At 70.7% G+C, this 21,383-nt stretch carries 21 protein-coding genes; 19 read left to right on the top strand and 2 right to left on the bottom strand.

Annotated features, from left to right (window positions below):
- The first annotated feature begins 16 nt into the window (after nt 1-16).
- The 19 genes from thrC to nucS all read left to right on the top strand — a co-directional run bounded on the left by thrC (nt 17) and on the right by nucS (nt 18,138).
- Entirely contained in the window at nt 17-1,132 is a 1,116-nt protein-coding gene (gene thrC / locus ACFO6V_RS27520) for a threonine synthase (RefSeq protein WP_377142353.1), read from the top strand.
- Nucleotides 1,132-2,148 (top strand): homoserine kinase, encoded by a 1,017-nt coding sequence (gene thrB, locus ACFO6V_RS27515; protein WP_377142208.1) that lies wholly within the window; start codon nt 1,132-1,134, stop codon nt 2,146-2,148. The genes thrC and thrB overlap by 1 nt, the downstream gene beginning before the upstream one ends.
- Before the next feature lie 299 nt (nt 2,149-2,447).
- Complete coding sequence (rho, locus tag ACFO6V_RS27510) at nt 2,448-4,379, top strand: transcription termination factor Rho (RefSeq protein WP_377142205.1); 1,932 nt, start codon at nt 2,448-2,450, stop codon at nt 4,377-4,379.
- A 137-nt stretch (nt 4,380-4,516) separates the two neighbouring features.
- The gene (gene rpmE / locus ACFO6V_RS27505) at nt 4,517-4,735 is read left to right on the top strand and encodes a 50S ribosomal protein L31 (protein WP_116676698.1); all 219 of its coding nucleotides are present in this window, start codon (nt 4,517-4,519) and stop codon (nt 4,733-4,735) included.
- A gap of 182 nt (nt 4,736-4,917) precedes the next feature.
- On the top strand, nt 4,918-6,009 hold the full coding sequence (gene prfA / locus ACFO6V_RS27500; RefSeq protein ID WP_377142202.1) for a peptide chain release factor 1: 1,092 nt from the start codon (nt 4,918-4,920) through the stop codon (nt 6,007-6,009).
- A gap of 96 nt (nt 6,010-6,105) precedes the next feature.
- Complete coding sequence (gene prmC / locus ACFO6V_RS27495; protein ID WP_377142199.1) at nt 6,106-7,071, top strand: peptide chain release factor N(5)-glutamine methyltransferase; 966 nt, start codon at nt 6,106-6,108, stop codon at nt 7,069-7,071.
- Between the two features lie 202 nt (nt 7,072-7,273).
- A complete protein-coding gene (locus ACFO6V_RS27490) occupies nt 7,274-7,981 on the top strand; it encodes an L-threonylcarbamoyladenylate synthase (protein ID WP_377142351.1) in 708 nt (235 codons plus the stop codon).
- Nucleotides 7,978-9,300 (top strand): MraY family glycosyltransferase, encoded by a 1,323-nt coding sequence (locus ACFO6V_RS27485; RefSeq protein WP_377142196.1) that lies wholly within the window; start codon nt 7,978-7,980, stop codon nt 9,298-9,300. The genes ACFO6V_RS27490 and ACFO6V_RS27485 overlap by 4 nt, the downstream gene beginning before the upstream one ends.
- A complete protein-coding gene (locus ACFO6V_RS27480) occupies nt 9,297-9,755 on the top strand; it encodes a hypothetical protein (protein ID WP_377142193.1) in 459 nt (152 codons plus the stop codon). Before ACFO6V_RS27485 ends, ACFO6V_RS27480 begins: the two co-directional genes overlap by 4 nt.
- 224 nt (nt 9,756-9,979) lie before the next feature.
- Complete coding sequence (atpB, locus tag ACFO6V_RS27475; protein WP_377142190.1) at nt 9,980-10,786, top strand: F0F1 ATP synthase subunit A; 807 nt, start codon at nt 9,980-9,982, stop codon at nt 10,784-10,786.
- 115 nt (nt 10,787-10,901) lie between these two features.
- Nucleotides 10,902-11,135 carry an ATP synthase F0 subunit C gene (locus ACFO6V_RS27470; protein WP_377142188.1) on the top strand — a complete coding sequence of 78 codons (234 nt, stop codon included), beginning with the start codon at nt 10,902-10,904 and terminating at the stop codon, nt 11,133-11,135.
- Entirely contained in the window at nt 11,135-11,713 is a 579-nt protein-coding gene (locus ACFO6V_RS27465) for a F0F1 ATP synthase subunit B (protein WP_377142349.1), read from the top strand. The genes ACFO6V_RS27470 and ACFO6V_RS27465 overlap by 1 nt, the downstream gene beginning before the upstream one ends.
- Nucleotides 11,713-12,525, top strand: a complete 813-nt coding sequence (locus ACFO6V_RS27460; RefSeq protein ID WP_377142186.1) for a F0F1 ATP synthase subunit delta — start codon at nt 11,713-11,715, stop codon at nt 12,523-12,525. Before ACFO6V_RS27465 ends, ACFO6V_RS27460 begins: the two co-directional genes overlap by 1 nt.
- A 56-nt stretch (nt 12,526-12,581) precedes the next feature.
- A complete protein-coding gene (atpA, locus tag ACFO6V_RS27455) occupies nt 12,582-14,210 on the top strand; it encodes a F0F1 ATP synthase subunit alpha (RefSeq protein ID WP_116676691.1) in 1,629 nt (542 codons plus the stop codon).
- A 3-nt stretch (nt 14,211-14,213) separates the two neighbouring features.
- Nucleotides 14,214-15,107, top strand: a complete 894-nt coding sequence (locus ACFO6V_RS27450) for a F0F1 ATP synthase subunit gamma (RefSeq protein WP_377142182.1) — start codon at nt 14,214-14,216, stop codon at nt 15,105-15,107.
- 58 nt (nt 15,108-15,165) lie between these two features.
- On the top strand, nt 15,166-16,641 hold the full coding sequence (atpD, locus tag ACFO6V_RS27445; protein ID WP_357511484.1) for a F0F1 ATP synthase subunit beta: 1,476 nt from the start codon (nt 15,166-15,168) through the stop codon (nt 16,639-16,641).
- A gap of 103 nt (nt 16,642-16,744) precedes the next feature.
- Nucleotides 16,745-17,005 carry a F0F1 ATP synthase subunit epsilon gene (locus ACFO6V_RS27440; RefSeq protein WP_377142179.1) on the top strand — a complete coding sequence of 87 codons (261 nt, stop codon included), beginning with the start codon at nt 16,745-16,747 and terminating at the stop codon, nt 17,003-17,005.
- A 12-nt stretch (nt 17,006-17,017) separates the two neighbouring features.
- Nucleotides 17,018-17,443 (top strand): DUF2550 domain-containing protein, encoded by a 426-nt coding sequence (locus ACFO6V_RS27435; protein WP_377142176.1) that lies wholly within the window; start codon nt 17,018-17,020, stop codon nt 17,441-17,443.
- On the top strand, nt 17,443-18,138 hold the full coding sequence (gene nucS / locus ACFO6V_RS27430) for an endonuclease NucS (RefSeq protein ID WP_377142173.1): 696 nt from the start codon (nt 17,443-17,445) through the stop codon (nt 18,136-18,138). Before ACFO6V_RS27435 ends, nucS begins: the two co-directional genes overlap by 1 nt.
- Nucleotides 18,139-18,199: 61 nt before the next feature.
- On the opposite strand, the gene ACFO6V_RS27425 is transcribed toward nucS, so the two are convergent.
- Together ACFO6V_RS27425 and ACFO6V_RS27420 are read right to left on the bottom strand one after the other, a co-directional pair.
- Nucleotides 18,200-20,227, bottom strand: coding sequence for a beta-galactosidase (locus tag ACFO6V_RS27425; RefSeq protein WP_377142170.1), 2,028 nt, complete (start codon nt 20,225-20,227; stop codon nt 18,200-18,202).
- A 72-nt stretch (nt 20,228-20,299) separates the two neighbouring features.
- Nucleotides 20,300-21,226 (bottom strand): aldo/keto reductase, encoded by a 927-nt coding sequence (locus tag ACFO6V_RS27420; protein WP_377142168.1) that lies wholly within the window; start codon nt 21,224-21,226, stop codon nt 20,300-20,302.
- Between the last annotated feature and the right edge of the window lie 157 nt (nt 21,227-21,383).

Raw genomic sequence — 21,383 nt, 5'->3', positions numbered from 1 at the left:
ACCCGTGCCTCCTGTGCTGCCTGCTGAACCGAACCTTCCGCCCGCCGCTCCCGGCGCGGCCCCCACGTCGCGCCTCTGGCGCGGGGTGATCGCCGAGTACGCCGACCGCATGCCCGCCCACGTGCAGCAGAAGATCGTGACGCTGGGCGAGGGCGGCACGCCGCTGGTGCCGGCGCCCGCGCTGTCCGAGCGCACGGGCGCCGACGTGTACGTCAAGGTCGAGGGCATGAACCCGACCGGCTCGTTCAAGGACCGTGGCATGACCGCCGCGATCTCCGCGGCGGCCGGGCGTGGCGCCCGGGTCGTGGTGTGCGCGTCGACCGGCAACACGTCGGCGTCGGCCGCCGCGTACGCGACGCGCGCGGGCATGATCTGCGCGGTGCTCGTCCCGGACGGCAAGATCGCCATGGGCAAGCTGAGCCAGGCGGTCGCGCACGGCGCGCGCCTGCTCCAGGTCGACGGCAACTTCGACGACTGCCTCGTGGCGGCCCGCAAGCTCGCGGACACCCACCCGGTGGAGCTCGTGAACTCCGTGAACCCGGACCGCATCGAGGGGCAGAAGACCGCCGCGTTCGAGATCGTGGACGCGCTGGGCGACGCTCCCGACATCCACCTCCTGCCCGTGGGCAACGCGGGCAACATCACCGCGTACTGGAAGGGTTTCCGGGAGTACGCGGAGTCCGGGGCAGCGAGCCGGACGCCGGCGATGTGGGGCTTCCAGGCCGCGGGCGCCGCACCGATCGTCAAGGGCCACCCGATCGACCAGCCGGACACCATCGCCACCGCCATCCGCATCGGCAACCCCGCCTCCTGGCAGCTCGCCGAGGAGGCCAGGGACACATCCGGTGGTGTCATCGAGGCGGTGACCGACGAGCAGATCCTCGCGGCGCACCGCATCCTCTCCGCCGAGGTGGGCGTGTTCGTGGAGCCCGCCTCCGCGGCGGGCGTCGCGGGCCTCCTCGCGCGGCACGAACGCGGCCTGGTGCCCGCGGGCGCGCGCATCACGATCACCGTGACCGGCCACGGGCTCAAGGACCCGGGCTGGGCGCTGCGTACGCCCGACGGCGGCGAGGTGGAACCCGTGCGGGTCTCCGCCGACGTCGTCTCGATCGCCGACGCGCTCTCGCTCTGATGCAGCTCGGCGCCGACCACGTGCGGGTCCGGGTGCCCGCCACGAGTGCGAACCTCGGGCCTGGGTTCGACGCCCTGGGTCTGGCACTCGCCCTGTACGACGAGGTGGAGGTACGTCTCGTCGCGAGCGACGACGTAGTGGTGGACGTCCACGGCGAGGGCGCCGGCCAGGTGCCCCTCGGGGAGGACCACCTGGTCGTGCGCGCGCTGCGGCGCACCATGGACCTCGCCGGTGCCGTACCCACGGGGATCCACATGACCTGCCACAACGTGATCCCGCACGGCAGGGGGCTCGGGTCGTCGTCCGCGGCGGTCGTGGCCGGGATCGTCGCCGCGCGGGCCCTGCTCGCCGAGCCGCGGGCCATCGACGCCGCCATGGTGCTGGCTCTCGCCACCGAGTTCGAGGGACACCCGGACAACGCGGCGCCCGCCATCCAGGGCGGTGCCACCGTCGCGTGGACCACCGACGACGGCCCACGCGCTGTCGGCCTCGACGTCGACCCGACGATCGAGGCCACCGTGCTGGTGCCGGACGCGCGGCTCGCGACGGCCCGGGCACGGGCCGCCCTGCCGGAGCACGTGTCGCACGGCGACGCGGCGTTCACCGCCGGCCGGGCCGCCCTCCTGGTGGAGGCCCTGGCCAGACGGCCGGAGCTGCTGTTCGACGCCACCGAGGACCGCCTCCACCAGCCCTACCGCGCGGCGGTGCTGGGGGCGTCCAGCGAGCTGCTGCGCGCTCTGCGGGACGAGGGGGTGCCGGCCACCGTCTCGGGCGCCGGGCCGACCGTCCTCGTGCTGGCCGGGCCGGACCATCGGGAGCGGCGCGACGCGGTCCTCGCGGACCTCGTCGACGAGACGGCCGGGTGGCGGCGGCTCACCCCGGGAATCGACACGACAGGCGCGCGCGCCCGGAGGATTTCAGGTAACACGGGTGCGCTATCGTCCGGGTCGTCAGGTGCAACGGGGAGTCAAGTCTTACCAGGATCACCAGCTATACGGGGTGGTAGTATGCAGTGAACCTTCGGGATCGCACGTCCTGAGCCATGGTGGCGAGAACTCGGATTCAACATCGGTTCTTCATCGCCTAAGCCGGCAGAGCTGCTTCACAGAGTCTCAGCCGGTCGGTCGTGCCCGTTGCAGGCCGTGATCAGCGGCCACCGCATCTCGCGAGAAGGCAGACAACGCCCCCGTCAGCCGTCGTCGTCGTACCACGGATGCGAGGTTTTCCGCGTTCCGGCCATTCAGCGCCGGGCGCCCACACATCCCGCGGCCCGCGATCACGCGACAAGCCGCAGTTCGAGGGGGAAGGGTCCTTCGTGACAGACACCACCGAAAACGCTCAGTCAGCCGCCGGCCGTGCGGCCGGGACCGGAGCACTGAGCAGCATGCGCCTCGCCGAGCTCCAGGCACTCGCCGGAGACCTGGGCGTGAAGGGCACTTCCAGGATGCGCAAGAGCGACCTCGTGGACACCATCCGTGAGAAGACGGGCGGCGCGACGAAGCGTCCGGTCCGTGCCGCCTCCGCTACCGAGAAGCCCACCACCAACGACAAGCCTGCTCGCGCCGAGGCGCCGGTCGCCGCCGCCGGGGTCGCCACCTCGGGTGTGCGCGCCGACGCGAACGCGGAGGCTGACAAGGCCGCCCGTCTGGCCGAGCTGGCCGACGCCGTCGCCGCCCCGCGCGAGAGCAGCGGACGCCGTGCCAGCCGCGGGCAGAGCGCCCCGGACGGGACCGCCGAGAAGTCCGGCGAGGGCCGTAACGGCCAGGCCGGCCGGCAGAGCGCCCGCGGCGGCGACCGCGCCAACGCGACCGACCGTGCGAACGAGCGGGGTGCCGACCGCGGCAACGCACGCGCCGCGGGCGCTGCCGGCACAGCTGCCGGCGCTGCCGAGCGGAACAACGAGCGTGCCGGCGCCAACGAGCTTGACGAGGACCGCAACTCGCGCCGCCGTCGGGGCCGCGACCGGGGCCGGGACCGCAAGCGTGGTCGCGGCCGTACGGGCCCGGACGTCGCGGGGCTCGAGAACGTCCCCGAGGTCCGCGAGGACGACGTGCTGCTGCCCGTCGCCGGCATCCTGGACATCCTCGACAACTACGCGTTCGTGCGGACCTCCGGGTACCTGCCGGGCAACAACGACGTCTACGTCTCGCTGAACCAGGTCAAGAAGGCCGGCCTGCGTCGCGGCGACGCCGTCGTGGGCGCCGTGCGCCAGCCGCGCGAGGGCGACGAGCTGCCGACGCAGCAGCCGACCGGGCGCAACGCCAAGGTCAACAAGGTCAACGCCCTGGTGCGCCTCGACTCCGTGAACGGCATGACGCCGGAGGAGGCGCGCGAGCGCCCCGAGTTCACCAAGCTGACGCCGCTGTACCCGCAGGAGCGTCTGCGCCTGGAGAACCCCGAGGCGACCAAGCTGACGCCGCGCGTGATCGACATCGTCGCCCCGATCGGCAAGGGCCAGCGCGGCCTCATCGTCGCGCCGCCCAAGGCCGGCAAGACGCTGATGATGCAGCAGATCGCCAACGCGATCTCGCTCAACAACCCTGAGGTCCACCTCATGGTCGTGCTGGTCGACGAGCGTCCGGAAGAGGTCACCGACTTCGAGCGCTCGGTCAAGGGCGAGGTCATCTCCTCGACGTTCGACCGGCACGCCTCCGACCACACGCTGGTCGCCGAGCTCGCCATCGAGCGGGCCAAGCGCCTCGTGGAGCTGGGCCAGGACGTCGTGGTGCTGCTCGACGGCATCACCCGCCTGTCGCGCGCCTACAACCTGGCCGCCCCGGCGTCGGGCCGGATCCTCTCCGGTGGTGTGGACGCCGCGGCGCTCTACCCGCCCAAGAAGTTCTTCGGCGCCGCCCGCAACATCGAGGACGGCGGCTCGCTGACCATCCTGGCCACCGCCCTGGTCGAGACCGGGTCGAAGATGGACGAGGTGATCTTCGAGGAGTTCAAGGGCACCGGCAACATGGAGCTGCGGCTCTCGCGGTCCCTTGCCGAGAAGCGCATCTTCCCGGCGATCGACGTCAACGGTTCGAGTACCCGGCGCGAGGAGATCCTCATGTCGAAGGACGAGCTCGCGATCGTCTACAAGCTGCGCCGTGTCATGGGCGCGCTCGACCAGACGCAGGCCGCCGAGCTCCTGCTCGGACAGCTCCGGAAGACCAAGACCAACGTCGAGTTCCTGCTGCACGTGCAGAAGACGACGCCGGGTGGTCTCACGGAGGACGACAACGTGGGCGAGACCGTCTAGCAGCTCGGTCCGACCTACGTCACACCGCTCTTCCTCGCCCGCACGGGCGAGGAAGTGGCAGAATGACTTGCTGGCTCGCTGGTTCACGTCACTGCTGTTCTGCAGGGCGACCCAGCGGCATCTCACCAAGGAGCAACATGAGGGCTGGAATCCACCCCGAGTACGTCGTCACCGAGGTCACCTGCACCTGCGGTAACACCTTCACGACGCGCAGCACCGAGACGTCCGGCAAGATCAGCGCCGACGTCTGCAGCGCCTGCCACCCGTTCTACACGGGCAAGCAGAAGATCATGGACACCGGTGGCCGCGTGGCCCGGTTCCAGGCGCGCTACGGCAAGAAGGACGCCGACAGCTAGCGATTTCGCAGCGCCGGTGGTCCGGCCCGACAACCTCTCCAGGGGCAGTCGGGTACCGGACCACCGGCGCTGTCGTTTCCCCACAACCTGTTTCGCCCGCCGGTTGAGTGCGTGATATTCGCCCTCTCGACGCGTGCGAGAGGGCAAATATCCCGCACTCAGCGGTGTACCTAGGAGAGATCGTGAGCGAGTCAGCGTTCGCAGGGGTCGGGCCCTTGATCAGCGAGCATGCCGAGATCGAGGCGGCGCTTGCCGACCCCGCCGTGCACGCGGACGCTGGGCGCGCGCGGACCCTTGGCCGCCGGTACGCCGAGCTCAACCAGGTGGTCGGCGCGTACCGTGCGTGGGAGCAGGCGCACGACGACGCCGAGGCTGCCGCCGAGCTGGCCACGGAGGACGCGTCGTTCGCCGAGGAGCTGCCGAGCCTCCGGGAGGCCGAGGCGGTCGCGGAGGAGAAGCTACGCCGGGTGCTCGTGCCCCGCGACCCCGACGACGGCCGCGACGTCATCCTCGAGATCAAGGCGGGCGAGGGCGGCGAGGAGTCCGCGCTGTTCGCGAGCGACCTGCTGCGCATGTACCTGCGCTACGCGGAGCAGCAGGGCTGGTCGACGCAGCTGCTGGAGGCCACGGCGTCCGACCTGGGCGGCTACAAGGACGTGCAGGTCGCCATCAAGGCGAAGAACGTGCAGGGCCCCGAGGACGGCGTCTGGCACAGCCTGAAGTACGAGGGCGGCGTGCACCGCGTGCAGCGCGTGCCGGTCACCGAGTCGCAGGGCCGGATCCACACGTCGGCGGCCGGCGTGCTCGTGTTCCCCGAGGTCGACGACCCGGGGGAGCTCGAGATCGACCAGAACGACCTGCGGATCGACGTCTACCGCTCGTCCGGTCCCGGCGGGCAGTCCGTCAACACCACGGACTCCGCGGTCCGCATCACGCACATCCCCACGGGCATCGTCGTCTCGATGCAGAACGAGAAGTCGCAGCTGCAGAACCGTGAGCAGGCGATGCGCGTGCTCCGCGCGCGCCTGCTCGCCGCTCAGGCGGAGGCCGCGGCGGCGGAGTCCGCGGAGCTGCGCCGCTCGCAGGTCCGCACGGTGGACCGTTCCGAGCGGATCCGGACGTACAACTACCCGGAGAACCGGATAGTGGACCACCGCACCGGGTACAAGGCGTACAACCTCGACCAGGTGCTCGACGGCGACCTCGGCGCAGTGGTGCGGTCGGCGATCGAGGCCGACGAAGCGGCGCGGCTCGCGGTGGCATCCGGTGCGTGAGGTCCCGGCCAGGGCAGTATTGCCAGGTGGATTGCTGAGTGTCTTGCTCGGTGGGACGGCGTGGCGGCAGGCTTGGGGTGCAGGGGGAGGAGTGCGGTGAGTACACAGCTGTTGAAGTGGGCCTACGAGGAGCTGGCGGACGCCGGGGTCGCGTCGCCCCAGGCCGACGCCGAGGTGCTGCTGGCGCATGCCCTCGGGGTGGACCGGAGCGAGCTGCGGCGCCTGATGGTGCTGGGCCGTGAGGTGCCCGACGACGCGGCGGCAGTCTTCGCCGGGCTCGTCTCCCGGCGGGCCGCCCGCGAGCCCCTGCAGCACCTGACCGGGGTCGCCGCGTTCCGGCACCTCGAGCTCGCGGTGGGCCCCGGGGTCTTCGTGCCGCGGCCCGAGACCGAGGAGGTGGCGCAGGTTGCCATCGACGAGGCGGCCAAGGTGGTCGGCGAGCGGGGGAGCGCCGTCGTCGTCGACCTGTGCACCGGCACCGGGGCGATCGCGCTCGCGGTGGCCACCGAGGTGCCCGGCACGCGGGTGCACGCGGTCGAGCTGGACAAGGACGCGCACGCCTGGGCGGAGCGCAACGTCGACGCCCTGAGCGCCGAGGTCGCGAGCGCGAGGGCGGGCACGAAGGCCGGCACCGGGCCCGGCGAGACGCCGGAGCGGATAGTGCGCCTCGTCAAGGGCGATGCCCGCACCGCGCTCTACGGCATAGACGGGCTGGCCGACGTCGTCGTCTCGAACCCGCCGTACGTGCCGTCGGACGCCGTGCCCGTGGACCCGGAGGTCGCCGAGCACGATCCCGCCGTCGCGCTGTACGGGCTGGGACCCGACGGGCTGGAGGTGCCGCGGGGCATCACGGACGCGGCGGCACGGCTGCTGCGACCCGGCGGGCTGTACGTCATGGAGCATGCGGAGGTCCAGGCGGAGGCTGCGCGCGACATGGTCCTCGCGGCGCGCGATGCCGACGGCCTGCCGGTATTCGGCGAGCCCGAGACCCGCAAGGACCTGACGGGCAGGCACCGTATGGTCGTCGCGCGCCGCCTGGGACCAGAGCGCAGCGCAGGGTGAGGGCCGAGCTTGCGAGGCACTCGCCCGGAGCGGAGCGCCGGTCCCTGGCGGTGAAGGGATCGCCTGGGACCAGCGCGCAGAGCACGGTGAGGGCCGGGCTCGCGAGGCACTCGCCCGGAGCGGCGCGCCGGTCCCGGGCGACACAGGGATCGCCTGGGGCATCAGGGAGGCCCCGGATCGTGAAAGACTGTTCCGCGTGAGTGTGCCTGTGCAGCCCGTGCTCGACGCCACCGACCCGCAGACCTGGGGCCCGGCGATCGACGAGGCGGTGAATGCGATCTCCCGTGGGGGCCTCGTGGTCCTCCCCACCGACACCGTGTACGGCATTGCTGCCGACGCGTTCGACGAGGCAGCCGTCGCCGCGCTCCTCGCGGCCAAGGGTCGCGGCCGGCAGATGCCGCCGCCGGTCCTGGTGGGTGAGGTGGCGACCCTCGACGGCCTGGCCATCGACGTGCCCGACGACGCCCGCAAGCTCGTCGAAGCGTTCTGGCCCGGCGGTTTCACGATCATCCTGCGTGCGCAGCCGTCGCTGCAGTGGGACCTCGGCGACACGGGCGGTACGGTCGCCCTGCGGATGCCGGACCACCCCGCGGCCCTCGCCCTGCTCAAACGCACCGGCCCGCTCGCCGTCTCCAGCGCGAACAAGTCGGGCAGCCCGGCCGCGCAGGATGTCGCGGACGCCGAGCGTCAGCTCGGCGGCTCGGTGGCGGTCTACCTCGACGGGGGCGAGGCGCCGGGTGGCGTCGCCTCCACCATCGTGGACGCGACCGGCCCGACGCCGCGCATCGTGCGCGAGGGTGCCGTGTCGCTCGAAGCGCTGCGCGCCGTCGCGGACGTCGAAGGAAAGCAGGCGCCGCCCGAGGACGACCCGATCGATCCCCCGGCCGGTGCCGCGGAGGACGACGAGTGAGGGTGTACCTGCTCCTGATGCTCGTGGCCGCTGCGGTCACGTTCCTGACCACGCCCTTTGCCCGCTGGGTGGCCATGAGGACCTCGGCGATCTCCGCCGTGCGGGCGCGTGACGTGCACTCCGTGCCGACGCCGCGCCTCGGCGGGCTCGCCATGCTGATCGGCATCGTCGTGCCGATGCTGCTGGCCTCGCAGATGCCGTTCCTGTCGGGGGTGTTCGACGATCCCCAGGTGTGGGGCATCGTCGGCGGCGCCGCCATCGTGTGCGCGCTCGGCTGGGCCGACGACAAGTGGGACCTCGACTGGGTCACCAAGCTCGCGGGCCAGGTGCTGGCCGCCGGCTTCATGGCGCTCCAGGGCGTCCAGCTCATCACCATGCCGATCGCGGGCGTGACCATCACGTCGTCGCGCGTGTCGCTCCTGGTGACCGTGCTGATCATCGTCATCGCGATGAACGCCGTGAACTTCGTGGACGGCCTCGACGGGCTGGCCGCAGGCATAGTCGCCATCGGCGGCACCGCGTTCTTCCTCTACACCTACGGGCTCACCCAGCAGGTCTCGGCGGACGACTACGCGACGCTGCCCTCGGTGATCCTCGCCGTGATGGTGGGGGTGTGCATCGGCTTCCTGCCGCACAACTTCCACCCGGCGCACATCTTCATGGGCGATGCCGGGTCGATGCTGATCGGCCTGGTGATGGCGGGCGCGGCGATCAGCGTGACCGGCAACATCCCGCCGGGCATCATGACCGGTGCCCAGGCGCTGCCCGCCTTCATCCCGCTGCTGCTGCCGGTGGCGGTGCTCATGCTGCCGCTGCTCGACATGGGGCTGGCCGTCATCCGGCGGCTCGCCGCGGGCAAGTCGCCGATGGCACCCGACCGGATGCACCTGCACCACCGGATGCTGGCCCTCGGCCACTCCCACCGCCGCGCCGTGGTGATCCTGTACGTGTGGACCGCCGTGTTCGCGTTCAGCGCCGCGGCGCTCGTGCGGTGGGACTGGGAGATCGTGCTGATCTGGACCGGCGTGTTCGTGGTGCTCGCGCTGCTGGCCACGCTCGGCCCGCTGCGCCACCGCGGCCGCTTCCTGGACGACGACGTCGCCGCGCTCTCCGGCCAGACGCCGAAGGTTCCCGCAGCCGTCGGGGCCGCTGCCGCCGCAGGCGTCGGGCTCGAGGCCAAGGTGCCGGTCCAGGTCGTCGTGCCGCAGGTCGTCGCTTCGCAGACCGTCGCTCCGCAGAGCGGGTCCCGCCCGAGCGTCGCTCACCAGGGCGCCGCTCACCGGAGCGGCGTGTCCAAGACCAAGGAGACCATCGAATGACCGAGCAGAATTCCGCGGCCGCGGAACCCCCCAACGAGAGCGTGGTGGCCGAGCGTGCGGTGCTGCGCACCGCCGGCCGGGACGGGCTGATCCTGGTGGCCGGCCTGGCTGTGCTGGGCTCGGTGGTCGGCTACCTGATCGGCGGCATGCCGGGCGTGTGGGGAGCACTGGTCGGGGCGGCCCTCGCCGGTCTGTTCTGCGGCGCCACGGTGGTGTCGATGATGCTCACCGTCGGCAAGGGCGCCGCGGCCACCGGCGCCGTCGTGATGGGCGGCTGGCTCGTGAAGATGGCCATCCTCATCGCGGTGCTCGCCGTGCTGTCCAGGCAGGACTTCTACGACCGCTGGGTGCTCATGGTCGTCGTGATGATCGGGGCCGTCGGATCAGCGGTGCTCGACTACCGCGCCGTCAAGGACGGTCGCATCCCGTACGTCCAGCCGGACGCCAGGGCCTGAGGGCGCCGTAGCCGGGCCATGACCCGGTGCGGGATTGCGCAATAAGTCACAAGGGGCCTTGTCAGGCCGATCTGCGGCCAGATCCACGTGGGATATAGGTTAGGCTTACGACGAATCCATGACGGCCAGGCCCGATGGCGCGCCCGTACCGCCCGTATACGCGGTGTTGCGAGCCAGGGCCACCAGACCACCGGGAGATCGTCCTGTCCAGTCTCGCGACCTCCATGTTGCTCAGCGCGTCCGAGAGCACTCACGAGGGTGAGAGCGTCTTTCACGCGCCGACCATTGCGGACTTCTTTCCTCCGGGCTTCCTGTTCGAGGGAACCCCGTTCGAGATCAACCGCATCATCCTTGTCCGTCTCATCGCGGCTGCTGTCCTGCTGACGATCTTCGTCATCGCGGCCTACCGCGCGAAGGTGGTCCCGGGCCGGTTCCAGAACGCCATCGAGATGATTCTCGGGTTCGTGCGCAAGAACATCGCGGTCGAGGTGCTCGGCGAGCACAACGGCGCCAAGTACTTCCCGCTCCTGGCCACGCTCTTCTGCACGGTGTTCTTCATGAACATCACGGGTGTCACGCCATTCCTGAACATCGCGGGTACGTCACTGATCGGTATGCCGATCGTCCTGGCGCTCTGGGTGTACGTGATGTACCTCGGCGCCGGTATCAAGGCCCAGGGCGTCGGCGGGTTCCTCAAGAGCTCGCTGCTGCCGCCCGGTGTGCCGAAGGCGCTCTACGTCCTGCTGGTGCCGATCGAGTTCCTCCAGGTGTTCGTCCTGCGTCCCGCGACGCTCGCGATCCGACTCCTGGCGAACATGATGGCCGGGCACCTGATGCTCGCCATCTGCTTCGCCGCCACGTCGTTCTTCTTCTTCGACGCGGTGGGTGGCATGAAGGCCTTCGGCGCCGGAACCCTTGTGGCCGGATTTGCGTTCTACGCCTTCGAGGTGTTCGTGGCCGCGCTGCAGGCGTATGTCTTCGCCATCCTGACGGCGGTCTACCTGAACATGTCGGTCGAGGCCGACCACTGATCTTGACGGCGGCGCCCGGAAGCCCGGGTCGGCCGCTGTCACCCCAGCTCTACCTGCACACCAACACACACGACGCCGGACCGAACAGGGCCGGCGCCAACCGGAAGGAATCCCAGTGGACGCCACCTACCTCGCCGAGGTCACCGGCAACATCGGCACCGTCGGCTACGGCCTTGCTGCCGTGGGCCCGGGCATCGGCCTCGGCATCCTGATCGGCAAGACCATCGAGGGCATGGCCCGCCAGCCCGAGGTCGCCGGCCAGCTCCGGACCACCATGTTCATCGGTGTGGCCTTCGTCGAGGTGCTCGCGCTCCTCGGCCTGGTCGCCGGCTTCATCGTCCCGGCGTGATGACGGCCCTCACCTTCGGCTCCGCCGCGGTGAGCGCCGCCGCCGAGGAGCCTGCGAACAACGTACTGCTGCCGCACACCTACGACCTCGTCTGGTCGCTGGTGATCGTGGTGGTCATCGGCCTGGTGTTCTACAAGGTGGTCCTGCCCAAGTTCCAGACGGTGCTCGACGAGCGCACCGCCCAGATCGAGGGTGGCATCGCCAAGGCGGAGAAGGCGCAGGAGGCTGCTGACGCGGCCGTCGCCGAGCAGCAGAAGCTGCTCGCCGAGGCCCGCGCCGACGCCGCGCAGGTCCGTGAGGAGGCGCGTGCCGAGGGCACCGCCATCATCAAGGAGCTCAAGGCCAAGGCGAGCGAGGAGGCGGAGCGCATCGCCGAGACCGCCCGTCGCCAGATCGAGGCCGACCGTCAGGCCGCGTCCGTGTCCCTGCGCAACGAGGTCGGCGCGCTCGCGACCGACCTGGCGTCGAAGATCGTGGGCGAGTCCCTCGAGGACTCGGCCCGTCAGTCGCGCGTGGTGGACCGCTTCCTCGACGAGCTCGAGGCAAGCCAGGCCGTGGCAAGCAACAAGGAGGCGTGATGCGGGGATCGAGCGGGGCATCGCTGACGGCGGCGCAGGAGCGCTTCGAGCCGGTGCTGCGTGCCGCAGGTGCGGACGCACTGACGCTGGGTGAGCAGCTGCTCACCATGGTGTCGGCGCTGGACGACTCCGCTGCGCTGCGCCGCTCGCTCGCCGACCCCTCCCGCGAGGGCGAGGCCAAGGCCGGCCTGGTGGCCAACCTGCTGAGCGGTTTCGACGAGCGCGTGGTCGACCTGGTGTCCGGACTCGTCCGGTCACGCTGGGCGAGCGACGCGGACCTGGCCGACGCCATCGAGCGTCTCGGTGTGGACGCCGTGCTGGCTTCCGCCGAGGCGCGCGGGGCGCTCGAGACGGTGGAGGACGAGCTGTTCCGGCTCACCCGGTCGCTCGGCGGCCAGCGTGAGGCCAAGCAGGTCCTCTCGGACGGCACCACCGCTCCCGAGCGCCGGGTGGCGCTCGTGGACGCGCTGGTCGGCGGCAAGGTCGACACCGTGACCCAGAGCCTGGCCAGGCGGGCGACGTCGTCGCTGCGTGGCCGTCGCTTCGTGCAGACGCTCGGTTGGTTCGGCGAGGTCGCGGCGGAGCGTCGCAAGCGCCTCGTCGCCTCCGTGACGAGCGCGACGGTGCTCACCCGCGAGCAGGAGCAGCGCCTCGGCGCGCTGCTCGAGCGCTCGTACGGGCGGCCCGTGCAGCTGAACGTCACCGTGGACCCGGCAATCGTCGGGGGCATGCGCATCCAGGTCGGCGCGGACGTCGTCGACTCCACTGTCCTGTCGCGCCTTGCTGACGCCTCGCGTCGTCTGGCCGGCTGAATACGTGAACAAGAACCTTCCGCCGCGGCTTTCGCGGCCACGACAGGAGATAAGCAATGGCTGAGCTGACGATCCGGCCGGACGAGGTCCGGGCCGCGCTGGACAGCTTCGTGAAGTCCTACGAGCCCCAGGAAGCGGTCGCCGAAGAGGTGGGCCGCGTCTCGTACGCAGCGGACGGTATCGCCCGCGTCGAGGGCCTCCCTGGCGTGATGGCGAACGAGCTGCTGCGCTTCGAGGACGGCACGCTCGGACTCGCGCAGAACCTGGATGTCCGCGAGATCGGTGTGGTCGTCCTCGGCGAGTTCACCGGCATCGAGGAGGGCCAGGAGGTCCGCCGTACCGGTGAGGTGCTCTCGGTCCCCGTGGGCGAGGGCTACCTCGGCCGCGTGGTCGACCCGCTGGGTACCCCCATCGACGGCCTCGGCGCCATCGAGACGGACGGCGTCCGTGCCCTCGAGCTGCAGGCGCCCGGCGTCATGCAGCGTAAGTCGGTGCACGAGCCGCTGCAGACCGGCATCAAGGCGATCGACTCGATGATCCCGATCGGCCGTGGCCAGCGTCAGCTGATCATCGGCGACCGCCAGACGGGCAAGACGGCGATCGCGGTCGACACGATCATCAACCAGAAGGCGAACTGGGAGAGCGGCGACCCGAAGCAGCAGGTCCGCTGCATCTACGTCGCCATCGGCCAGAAGGGTTCGACCATCGCCGCCGTGCGTGGCGCCCTCGAGGAGGCCGGCGCCCTGGAGTACACGACGATCGTCGCGGCTCCGGCGTCCGACCCGGCAGGCTTCAAGTACCTCGCGCCGTACACCGGCTCGGCCATCGGCCAGCACTGGATGTACCAGGGCAAGCACGTCCTGATCATCTTCGACGACCTGTCGAAGCAGGCCGAGGCCTACCGTGCCGTGTCGCTGCTGCTGCGCCGCCCGCCGGGCCGCGAGGCCTACCCGGGTGACGTCTTCTACCTGCACTCCCGTCTGCTCGAGCGTTGTGCGAAGCTCTCGGACGAGCTGGGCGCGGGCTCGATGACCGGTCTGCCGATCATCGAGACCAAGGCGAACGACGTCTCGGCGTACATCCCGACGAACGTCATCTCCATCACGGACGGTCAGATCTTCCTGCAGTCCGACCTGTTCAACGCCGACCAGCGTCCCGCCGTGGACGTCGGTATCTCGGTCTCCCGAGTCGGTGGTGACGCGCAGATCAAGGCCATGAAGAAGGTCTCCGGCACGCTCAAGCTGGAGCTGGCGCAGTTCCGCTCGCTCGAGGCGTTCGCGATGTTCGCGTCCGACCTCGACGCGGCGTCCCGCGCACAGCTGCAGCGCGGCGCCGTCCTGACGGAGCTGCTCAAGCAGCCCCAGTACTCGCCGTACGCGGTCGAGGACCAGGTCGCCTCCGTGTGGGCCGGTACCAAGGGCAAGCTCGACGACGTCGCGGTCGAGGACGTCAAGCGGTTCGAGTCCGAGCTGCTGGACCACCTGCGCCGCAAGACCGACGTCCTGGAGACGATCCTCAAGTCCGGCAAGCTGGAGTCCGACACGGAGGAGGCGCTGAGCGCCGCCGTGGACGACTTCCGGGCGGGCTTCCAGAAGAGCGACGGCACGCCGCTCGTCGGTGGTGAGGTCGAGGGTGGCCCTGTCGACGTCGAGCAGGCGCAGATCGTCGTCAAGAAGAAGGCCTGACCCGTGGCCGGTGGAGCTCAGCGCGTCTACAAGGCGCGGATCAAGTCGACGCAGTCGCTGAAGAAGATCTTCCGCGCGCGTGAGCTGATCGCCGCGTCCCGCATCGGCAAGGCTCGCGCGGCGGCAGCGGCGGCCGCGCCGTACGCACAGGCGATCACCCGTGCGGTGTCGGCTGTCGCGTCGCACACGGACATCGACCACCCGCTCACGCAGGAGGAGGGCGGCAACCGCGCAGCGGTGCTCGTCGTCTCCTCCGACGCGGGCATGGCCGGCTCCTACCCGATGGCGATCGTCCGCGAGGCCGAGAAGCTCATCGGGCAGCTGACGGCCGAGGGCAAGGAGGTCGTGCTGTACGTGGCCGGCCGCCGTGCGATCGCGTACTACACGTTCCGCGGGCGGGAGATCGCCAAGAGCTGGTCGTACGGCTCGGAGAAGCCGACGCCCGAGGCGGCCCGCGACATCGCCGAGACGCTGCTCGAGGTGTTCCTCGCGGAGGAGCCCGACGGCGGTGTCAGCGAGCTGCACGTGGTCTCCACGCTGTTCGTCAACATGGTGTCGCAGCGGGCCCGCGTGGTGCGCATGCTGCCGCTCGAGGTGGTCGAGGGCGTGTCCGAGGCCGACGAGCACGAGGCCCTGCCGCTCTACGACTTCGAGCCGTCGCCCGAGGCCGTGCTGGACGAGCTGCTCCCGCGCTACATCGAGCAGCGCATCTACGCGATGCTGCTCGACGCCGCCGCGTCCGAGCTCGCTGCCCGTCAGCGGGCCATGCACACGGCGACGGACAACGCCGAGGACCTGATCCGCACGTACACCCGACTGGCCAACCAGGCACGTCAGGCTGACATCACCCAGGAGATCAGCGAGATCGTCTCCGGGGCCGACGCCCTGGCGTCCTGAACCGACCCGTAAAGACTCCCCGCCGGAGGACCCTCCGGCCCACCGAAGCGAGGCAAGTATGACCGCCACCACCGTGGAATCTACGGTCGAGCACACGAGCGGCCCCGGCACCGGCCGGGTCGCTCGGGTGATCGGACCCGTCGTGGACATCGAGTTCCCCGATGACGCGATCCCTGAGATCTACAACGCGCTGACCGTCGAGATCGACCTGTCCGGCAAGGGCGAGAACAAGTCCGTGCTGACGCTCGAGGTCGAGCAGCACCTGGGTGACTCCCTGGTGCGCGCCATCGCCCTGAAGCCGACCGACGGCCTGGTCCGCGGCGCCGTCGTGACCGACACGGGCGAGCCCATCAGCGTGCCCGTCGGTGACATCACCAAGGGCCGGGTCTTCAACGTGACCGGCGACGTCCTGAACCTCGCCGAGGGCGAGAAGTTCGAGGTCACCGAGCGCTGGCCGATCCACCGCAAGGCGCCGGCCTTCGACCAGCTCGAGTCGAAGACGACGATGTTCGAGACGGGCATCAAGTCCATCGACCTGCTCACCCCGTACGTCCAGGGTGGCAAGATCGGTCTCTTCGGTGGTGCGGGCGTCGGCAAGACGGTCCTCATCCAGGAGATGATCCAGCGTGTCGCCCAGGACCACGGTGGTGTGTCGGTGTTCGCCGGTGTCGGCGAGCGCACCCGTGAGGGCAACGACCTGATCGCCGAGATGGACGAGGCGGGCGTCTTCGACAAGACCGCCCTCGTCTTCGGCCAGATGGACGAGCCGCCGGGCACGCGTCTGCGCGTGGCCCTGTCGGCCCTGACGATGGCGGAGTACTTCCGTGACGTGCAGCAGCAGGACGTGCTGCTCTTCATCGACAACATCTTCCGCTTCACGCAGGCCGGTTCCGAGGTCTCCACGCTGCTCGGCCGTATGCCGTCCGCCGTGGGCTACCAGCCGAACCTGGCCGACGAGATGGGCCTCCTCCAGGAGCGCATCACCTCGACGCGTGGTCACTCCATCACGTCGCTGCAGGCCATCTACGTGCCTGCTGACGACTACACCGACCCGGCCCCGGCCACGACGTTCGCCCACCTGGACGCCACGACCGAGCTCTCCCGCGAGATCGCGTCGAAGGGTCTGTACCCGGCGATCGACCCGCTGGCCTCGACGTCCCGCATCCTCGACCCGCGTTACGTGGGCCAGGAGCACTACGACGTCGCGACCCGCGTGAAGTCGATCCTGCAGCGCAACAAGGAGCTGCAGGACATCATCGCCATCCTCGGTGTGGACGAGCTCTCGGAAGAGGACAAGACGGTCGTCGGGCGTGCCCGTCGTATCGAGCAGTTCCTCTCCCAGAACACGTACATGGCCGAGAAGTTCACCGGTGTGGTGGGCTCGACGGTGCCTCTGTCGGAGACCATCGAGGCATTCAAGAAGATCGCTGACGGTGAGTTCGACCACATCGCCGAGCAGGCCTTCTACAACATCGGTGGCCTCGAGATGCTCGAGGAGAACTGGGCACGGATCCAGAAGGAGTACGGGGCCTGAGGCTTCGTCCATCCTCCGTGCGTGATGCCGTCCCGCCGGGCATGCCAGAATCAGGCAGTCCGGCAGGGACGGCATCGCGCCCGCTACATCGGAAGGAGCTCTCGTGGCAGAGCTGAGCGTGGACCTCGTGTCCAGGGACCGCAAGGTCTGGAGCGGTGCGGCGACGCAGGTGAGCGCGCCGTCCGCGGACGGGCAGATCGGCATCCTGGCGAACCACACGCCGCTGCTGGCTGTGCTTCGCCCGGGCGTGATCAAGGTGGACACAGCTTCGGGGACGGCCGTTGAGGCGCAGGTCACCGGTGGTTTCGTGTCCGTGGACAACAACCTCGTCACCCTCGTGGTCGACGAGATCTCCCTGGTCTGAGGGAGAGCGCGAGTGCCCGGCGTCATATGGATCGCGATAGCGGTGCTCGGCGCGCTCGCGCTGGTGCTCGCACTGGGGATCTCCCGGCTGCGGACGCTTTCTCGCAGGGTAGGTTCGTTCAACTGCAATGCCCGGCCGACCGGGAATCCTGAGGGTTCCTGGACGCCGGGCATCGCGCAGTACGCGGTGGGCCGGATCGAGTGGTGGCGGTGCTGGTCGCTGGCGCCCCGTCCGGCCCGCACGTGGTACCGGGAGCGGCTCACCGTGACCGGTCGCACCCCGCTGGACCCGGACGAGCGTGGTCAGGGTGACCACTACCTCGTCCAGTGCCGGTACGACGGGCTCGACTTCGAGCTCGACCTCGCTGCCGGCGACTACTTCGGCCTCGCCTCCTGGCTCGAGGCCGCCCCTCCCGGACGACAGGATCTGGTTCTCTGATGCGGCTGGTCGTCGCCGACTGCTCCGCCCTCTACACGGGCCGCCTGACCGCGATGCTCCCGCCGGCTACCCGGCTGCTCGTCGTCAAGGCTGACGGAAGCGTCCTCATTCATTCCGACGGCGGCTCGTACAAGCCGCTGAACTGGATGAGCCCCCCGTGCACCCTCGCCGTGCGCGAGCCCTCCGAGGAGGCCGCCGCACGCGGCGTCACCGAGGTGTGGACCGTCCAGCACGCCAAGTCGGACGACCGGCTCGAGGTCGAGCTGTTCACCGTGCACCACGACTCCGCGCACGACCTGGGCATCGACCCGGGTCTGGTGAAGGACGGCGTGGAGGCGCACCTGCAGGAGCTGCTCGCCGAGCAGATCGCCCTGCTGGGTGCCGGGCACACCCTGGTCCGCCGCGAGTACCCGACGGCCATCGGCCCGGTCGACATCCTCGCGCGCGACGCCACCGGCGCGTCGGTCGCGGTGGAGATCAAGCGCCGCGGCGACATCGACGGCGTCGAGCAGCTCACGCGGTATCTGGACCTGCTGAACCGCGACCCGATGCTGGCGCCGGTGCGCGGCGTGTACGCCGCCCAGGAGATCAAGCCGCAGGCCCGCGTCCTGGCCCACGACAGAGGCATCACCACCCTCCTCCTGGACTACGACACCATGCGCGGCGCGGACGACCCGACCACCCGCCTCTTCTGACATCTGCCGTCGGCCGGGCTTGTCGAGACCGGTCTCGACAAGCCCGACCAACGGTTGAGAGCTACTGGACCGTCACGGACCACTTGGCGTCTGGCGTCTCCCGGATCACCGCATACCCGCCGGCGGGCACCACGATCCCGGCATCGGCCGGCGCGTCGGTGACGAGGTCGTGCCCCTGCCCGGCGATCCGGACCGGTCGGTCGCCGTGGTGCAGCAGGAAGAGGTACGTGCCCGCCGCGCCGCGCCGCCGGATCGCCTCGAGCCCGGTACCCACCGCCTCGGGGACCACGGGGCCGACGCCGTGCTCCGCGAGCCGTGCGGCGACGAAGGCGTCCCACGACTCCTGGACCATCCGCGCCGAGACGTACGTGGCGCTGCCGCCGCCGACGGGGTGGCGGGTCACGGCGGGCAGGCCCGCGAGCGAGCCCTGCGTGTAGGTGGCGAGGACCTCCGCCCGGGGCGGGTCCATCCGCTCCGTCCACTGGTCGACGGTCGACCCGTCGCTGAGCTCCTGGGTCTCTGCCGGGTCGAGCGGGCGGTGCTCGGTGACCCGGATACCCAGGAGGTCCCGCAGCCGGCCCGGGTAGCCACCGGGGGCCACTCGCTGATGCTCGTCCGCGATCCCGGTGAACCGCCCGACGACGAGATGCCCGCCCGCCTCGACGTACCGGGTGAGCCACTCGACGGTGCCGGAGTCCATCGCCATGAGGGTCGGGACGAACAGCACCCGGTAGCGGGCGGCGTCGGCGCCCGGCCGCAGGAAGTCGACGGCGACCCCGGCCCGCCACAGGGCGCGGTGCGTCGCACGGACCTCCTCCGTGTAGTCGAGGTCGTCGTTCGGCAGGTGCGGCGTCTGGAGCGACCACCGGCCGTTCGCGTCCCACAGGATCGCGACGTCGGCCTCGACGACGGGTCCGTCGTGCGGCGGTTCCGCGATCTCCTGGAGGCGGCCGAGGAGCGCCCCGAGCTCGACGACGCCCTCGAACGTCCGGCTCTCGGGGCCGACGTGCGGGACCATCGCGCTGTGCCACGTCTCGGAGCCGCCCGCCGAGGCGCGCCACTGGAAGAACAGCGCACCCTGGGAACCCCGCGCGACGTAGCCGAGGGAGTTGCGCAGCATCCGGTCGGGGTCCTTGAACGCCTGCCGGGCGCCGTCCCGGATGCCGGAGGCGCTCTGCTCCATGAGCAGCCAGGGGCCGCCGCCCCACGAACGGGTGAGGTCGGCGCCGTACGCGACGTGGGCCTCTCCGTCCGGGCCGGTCGTGTCGAGATAGTGGTCGACGGAGGCGAGGTCCAGCTGTTCGCTCCAGTCCCACTGGTTGAGGTGGTCCCAGGTGGGCTGCATGAAGTTCGTGGTGACCGGAGCCGTCGAGCCGGTCGCGCGGATCTCGTCCCGCTGCTCGACGCAGGCCGCGAGCATCTCGTCGGAGCAGAACCGCTTGAAGTCCACTGCGTGCGCGGGGTTGGCCAGGTACTGCGTCGTGCGCGGCGGCAGGATCTCGTCCCAGTCGTCGTACCGCTGGGACCAGAACGCCGTGTACCAGGCGTCGTTCAGCGCATCGAGCGACACGTACCGCTTCCGGAGCCAGCGGCGGAAGGCTGCCGCCGAGTGCGGGCCGTGGTCGACCGTCCCGTACTCGTTGTGCACGTGCCAGCCACGCAGCCGCGGGTGCGCGCCGTACCGCTCGGCGAGGAACCGCGCGACGCGCCGCGCGGCCTGGCGGTAGGCGGGGGCGCTGATCGCGTACGTGTCCCGCGAGCCGTGGGACACGTAGGTCCCGTCGGCCCGGACGGGCAGCGCGTCCGGGTGCGCCCTGGTGAACCACGGCGGCGGGGACGCGGTCGGGGTCGCGAGGAAGAACCCGATCTCGTTCTCGTCGAGGAGTGCGACGACGTCGTCCAGCCAGCCCGGCTCGAACTGTCCTTCGCGGGGCTCGATCGCGGCCCACGAGAACACGCCTATCGTCACCGTGTTCACGCCTGCCCGGCGCATGAGCGCCATGTCCTCGGCCCAGACCTCGCGCGGCCACTGCTCAGGGTTGTAGTCGCCGCCGAAGAGCAGGCGGTCGGGTACGAACGGAACCGTCATTGGTCGTCCTCGGGTCGGTGGAGCGTCGGGTCGGTAGAGAAGCAGGTCAGCAGGGCAGGTCGGCAGAGCCGGTCAGCGGCCGAGCTCCCCGGCCCAGTGGGCCGGGTCGGGCAGCGCGGCGTCGAGCTCGGGCCAGACGTCGTCCGGCACGTCGGCGTCTGCCCACGCGGTGACCTGGGCGAGCTGGGCGGCGCTCGTCACGCCGACTATCGTCCCCGCGACGCGCGGGTCACGGTCGCCGGTCCGGAGCGCGAGGGCGCCCACGGGGACGCCCGCCGCACGTGCGATGCTGCGGATCCGCAGGATCGCGTCCCGCTGCACGCCGTCGACGTCGCGGTAGTGGTAGTGCCGCACGGGCCCGTCGTCGTCGGCGAGAGCACCGCCGCCGAACGGGGCGGCGTTGAGGACGCCCACGCCGCGTTCGGCGCAGTCGTCCAGCAGCGTCTCTGCCGACCGGTCCAGCAGCGTGAGGCGGTTGTGCGTCACGACCGCCTCGAACTCGCCGGTGCGCACGTACTGCCGCAGCAGCCCGATCGGCCCGCCGGCCACCCCGAGGTGCTCGATCACGCCCGCCTCGCGCAGCTCCAGCAGGGCGCGGACCGGACCGTCGGGCGCCACGGCGTCGGCGAACGTCATGCGCTCCGGGTCGTGCAAGTGCACCAGCGGCAGCCGGTCGAGGCCCAGGCGTTCGCGGGACTCGGTGACGGACGCGCGCACACGATCACCCGAGAAGTCGCCGGATCCGGGTAGCGGGTCCACCTTGGTGAACACCTGGACCGGACCGGCGAGCCCGTCGAGAGCCGACCCGATGTACGCCTCGGCGTCGCCGTACTCGTTGCTCGTGTCCCACGTGCGCCATCCGGCGGACGCCGCGGCGCGCAGCAGGCTGGTCGCAGCGGCGGCGTCGAGCCGGCGGCCGATCCCGGACGTCCCGAGCACTACCGAGGGCACGAGCAGCCCGGTCCTGCCGAGTGCCTGGTGGGGGAGGGTGGCGGTCATCCTTCAGCCGGCCCGGACCTGCGAGAACGTGGCGACGACCAGGGCAGGCATACGCATCATTCACATCTTCCTTGACGTGCGGTGAGCGTCCCCGCCGTAGGCGAAGCGCTTCGATGATCAGGTGGCATCATTGCCAGGCGAAAAGCGGCCTGTCAAC

The sequence above is a fragment of the Promicromonospora alba genome, assembly GCF_042654905.1.
In the GTDB taxonomy this organism is placed as follows: Bacteria; Actinomycetota; Actinomycetes; order Actinomycetales; family Cellulomonadaceae; genus Promicromonospora; species Promicromonospora alba.
The sequence above is the reverse complement of the archived record's forward strand: the minus strand, read 5'-3'. Positions and strand labels throughout refer to the sequence as shown.

Bases quoted from the DNA above. Each gene is read 5' to 3' on its own strand.
- thrB (WP_377142208.1), top strand. From the start codon at position 1,132: ATGCAGCTCGGCGCCGACCACGTGCGGGTCCGGGTGCCCGCCACGAGT.
- rpmE (WP_116676698.1), top strand. From the start codon at position 4,517: ATGAGGGCTGGAATCCACCCCGAGTACGTCGTCACCGAGGTCACCTGC.
- ACFO6V_RS27480 (WP_377142193.1), top strand. From the start codon at position 9,297: ATGACCGAGCAGAATTCCGCGGCCGCGGAACCCCCCAACGAGAGCGTG.
- atpB (WP_377142190.1), top strand. From the start codon at position 9,980: ATGTTGCTCAGCGCGTCCGAGAGCACTCACGAGGGTGAGAGCGTCTTT.
- ACFO6V_RS27465 (WP_377142349.1), top strand. From the start codon at position 11,135: ATGACGGCCCTCACCTTCGGCTCCGCCGCGGTGAGCGCCGCCGCCGAG.
- ACFO6V_RS27460 (WP_377142186.1), top strand. From the start codon at position 11,713: ATGCGGGGATCGAGCGGGGCATCGCTGACGGCGGCGCAGGAGCGCTTC.
- atpA (WP_116676691.1), top strand. From the start codon at position 12,582: ATGGCTGAGCTGACGATCCGGCCGGACGAGGTCCGGGCCGCGCTGGAC.
- atpD (WP_357511484.1), top strand. From the start codon at position 15,166: ATGACCGCCACCACCGTGGAATCTACGGTCGAGCACACGAGCGGCCCC.
- nucS (WP_377142173.1), top strand. From the start codon at position 17,443: ATGCGGCTGGTCGTCGCCGACTGCTCCGCCCTCTACACGGGCCGCCTG.
- ACFO6V_RS27425 (WP_377142170.1), bottom strand. From the start codon at position 20,227: ATGACGGTTCCGTTCGTACCCGACCGCCTGCTCTTCGGCGGCGACTAC.
- ACFO6V_RS27420 (WP_377142168.1), bottom strand. From the start codon at position 21,226: ATGACCGCCACCCTCCCCCACCAGGCACTCGGCAGGACCGGGCTGCTC.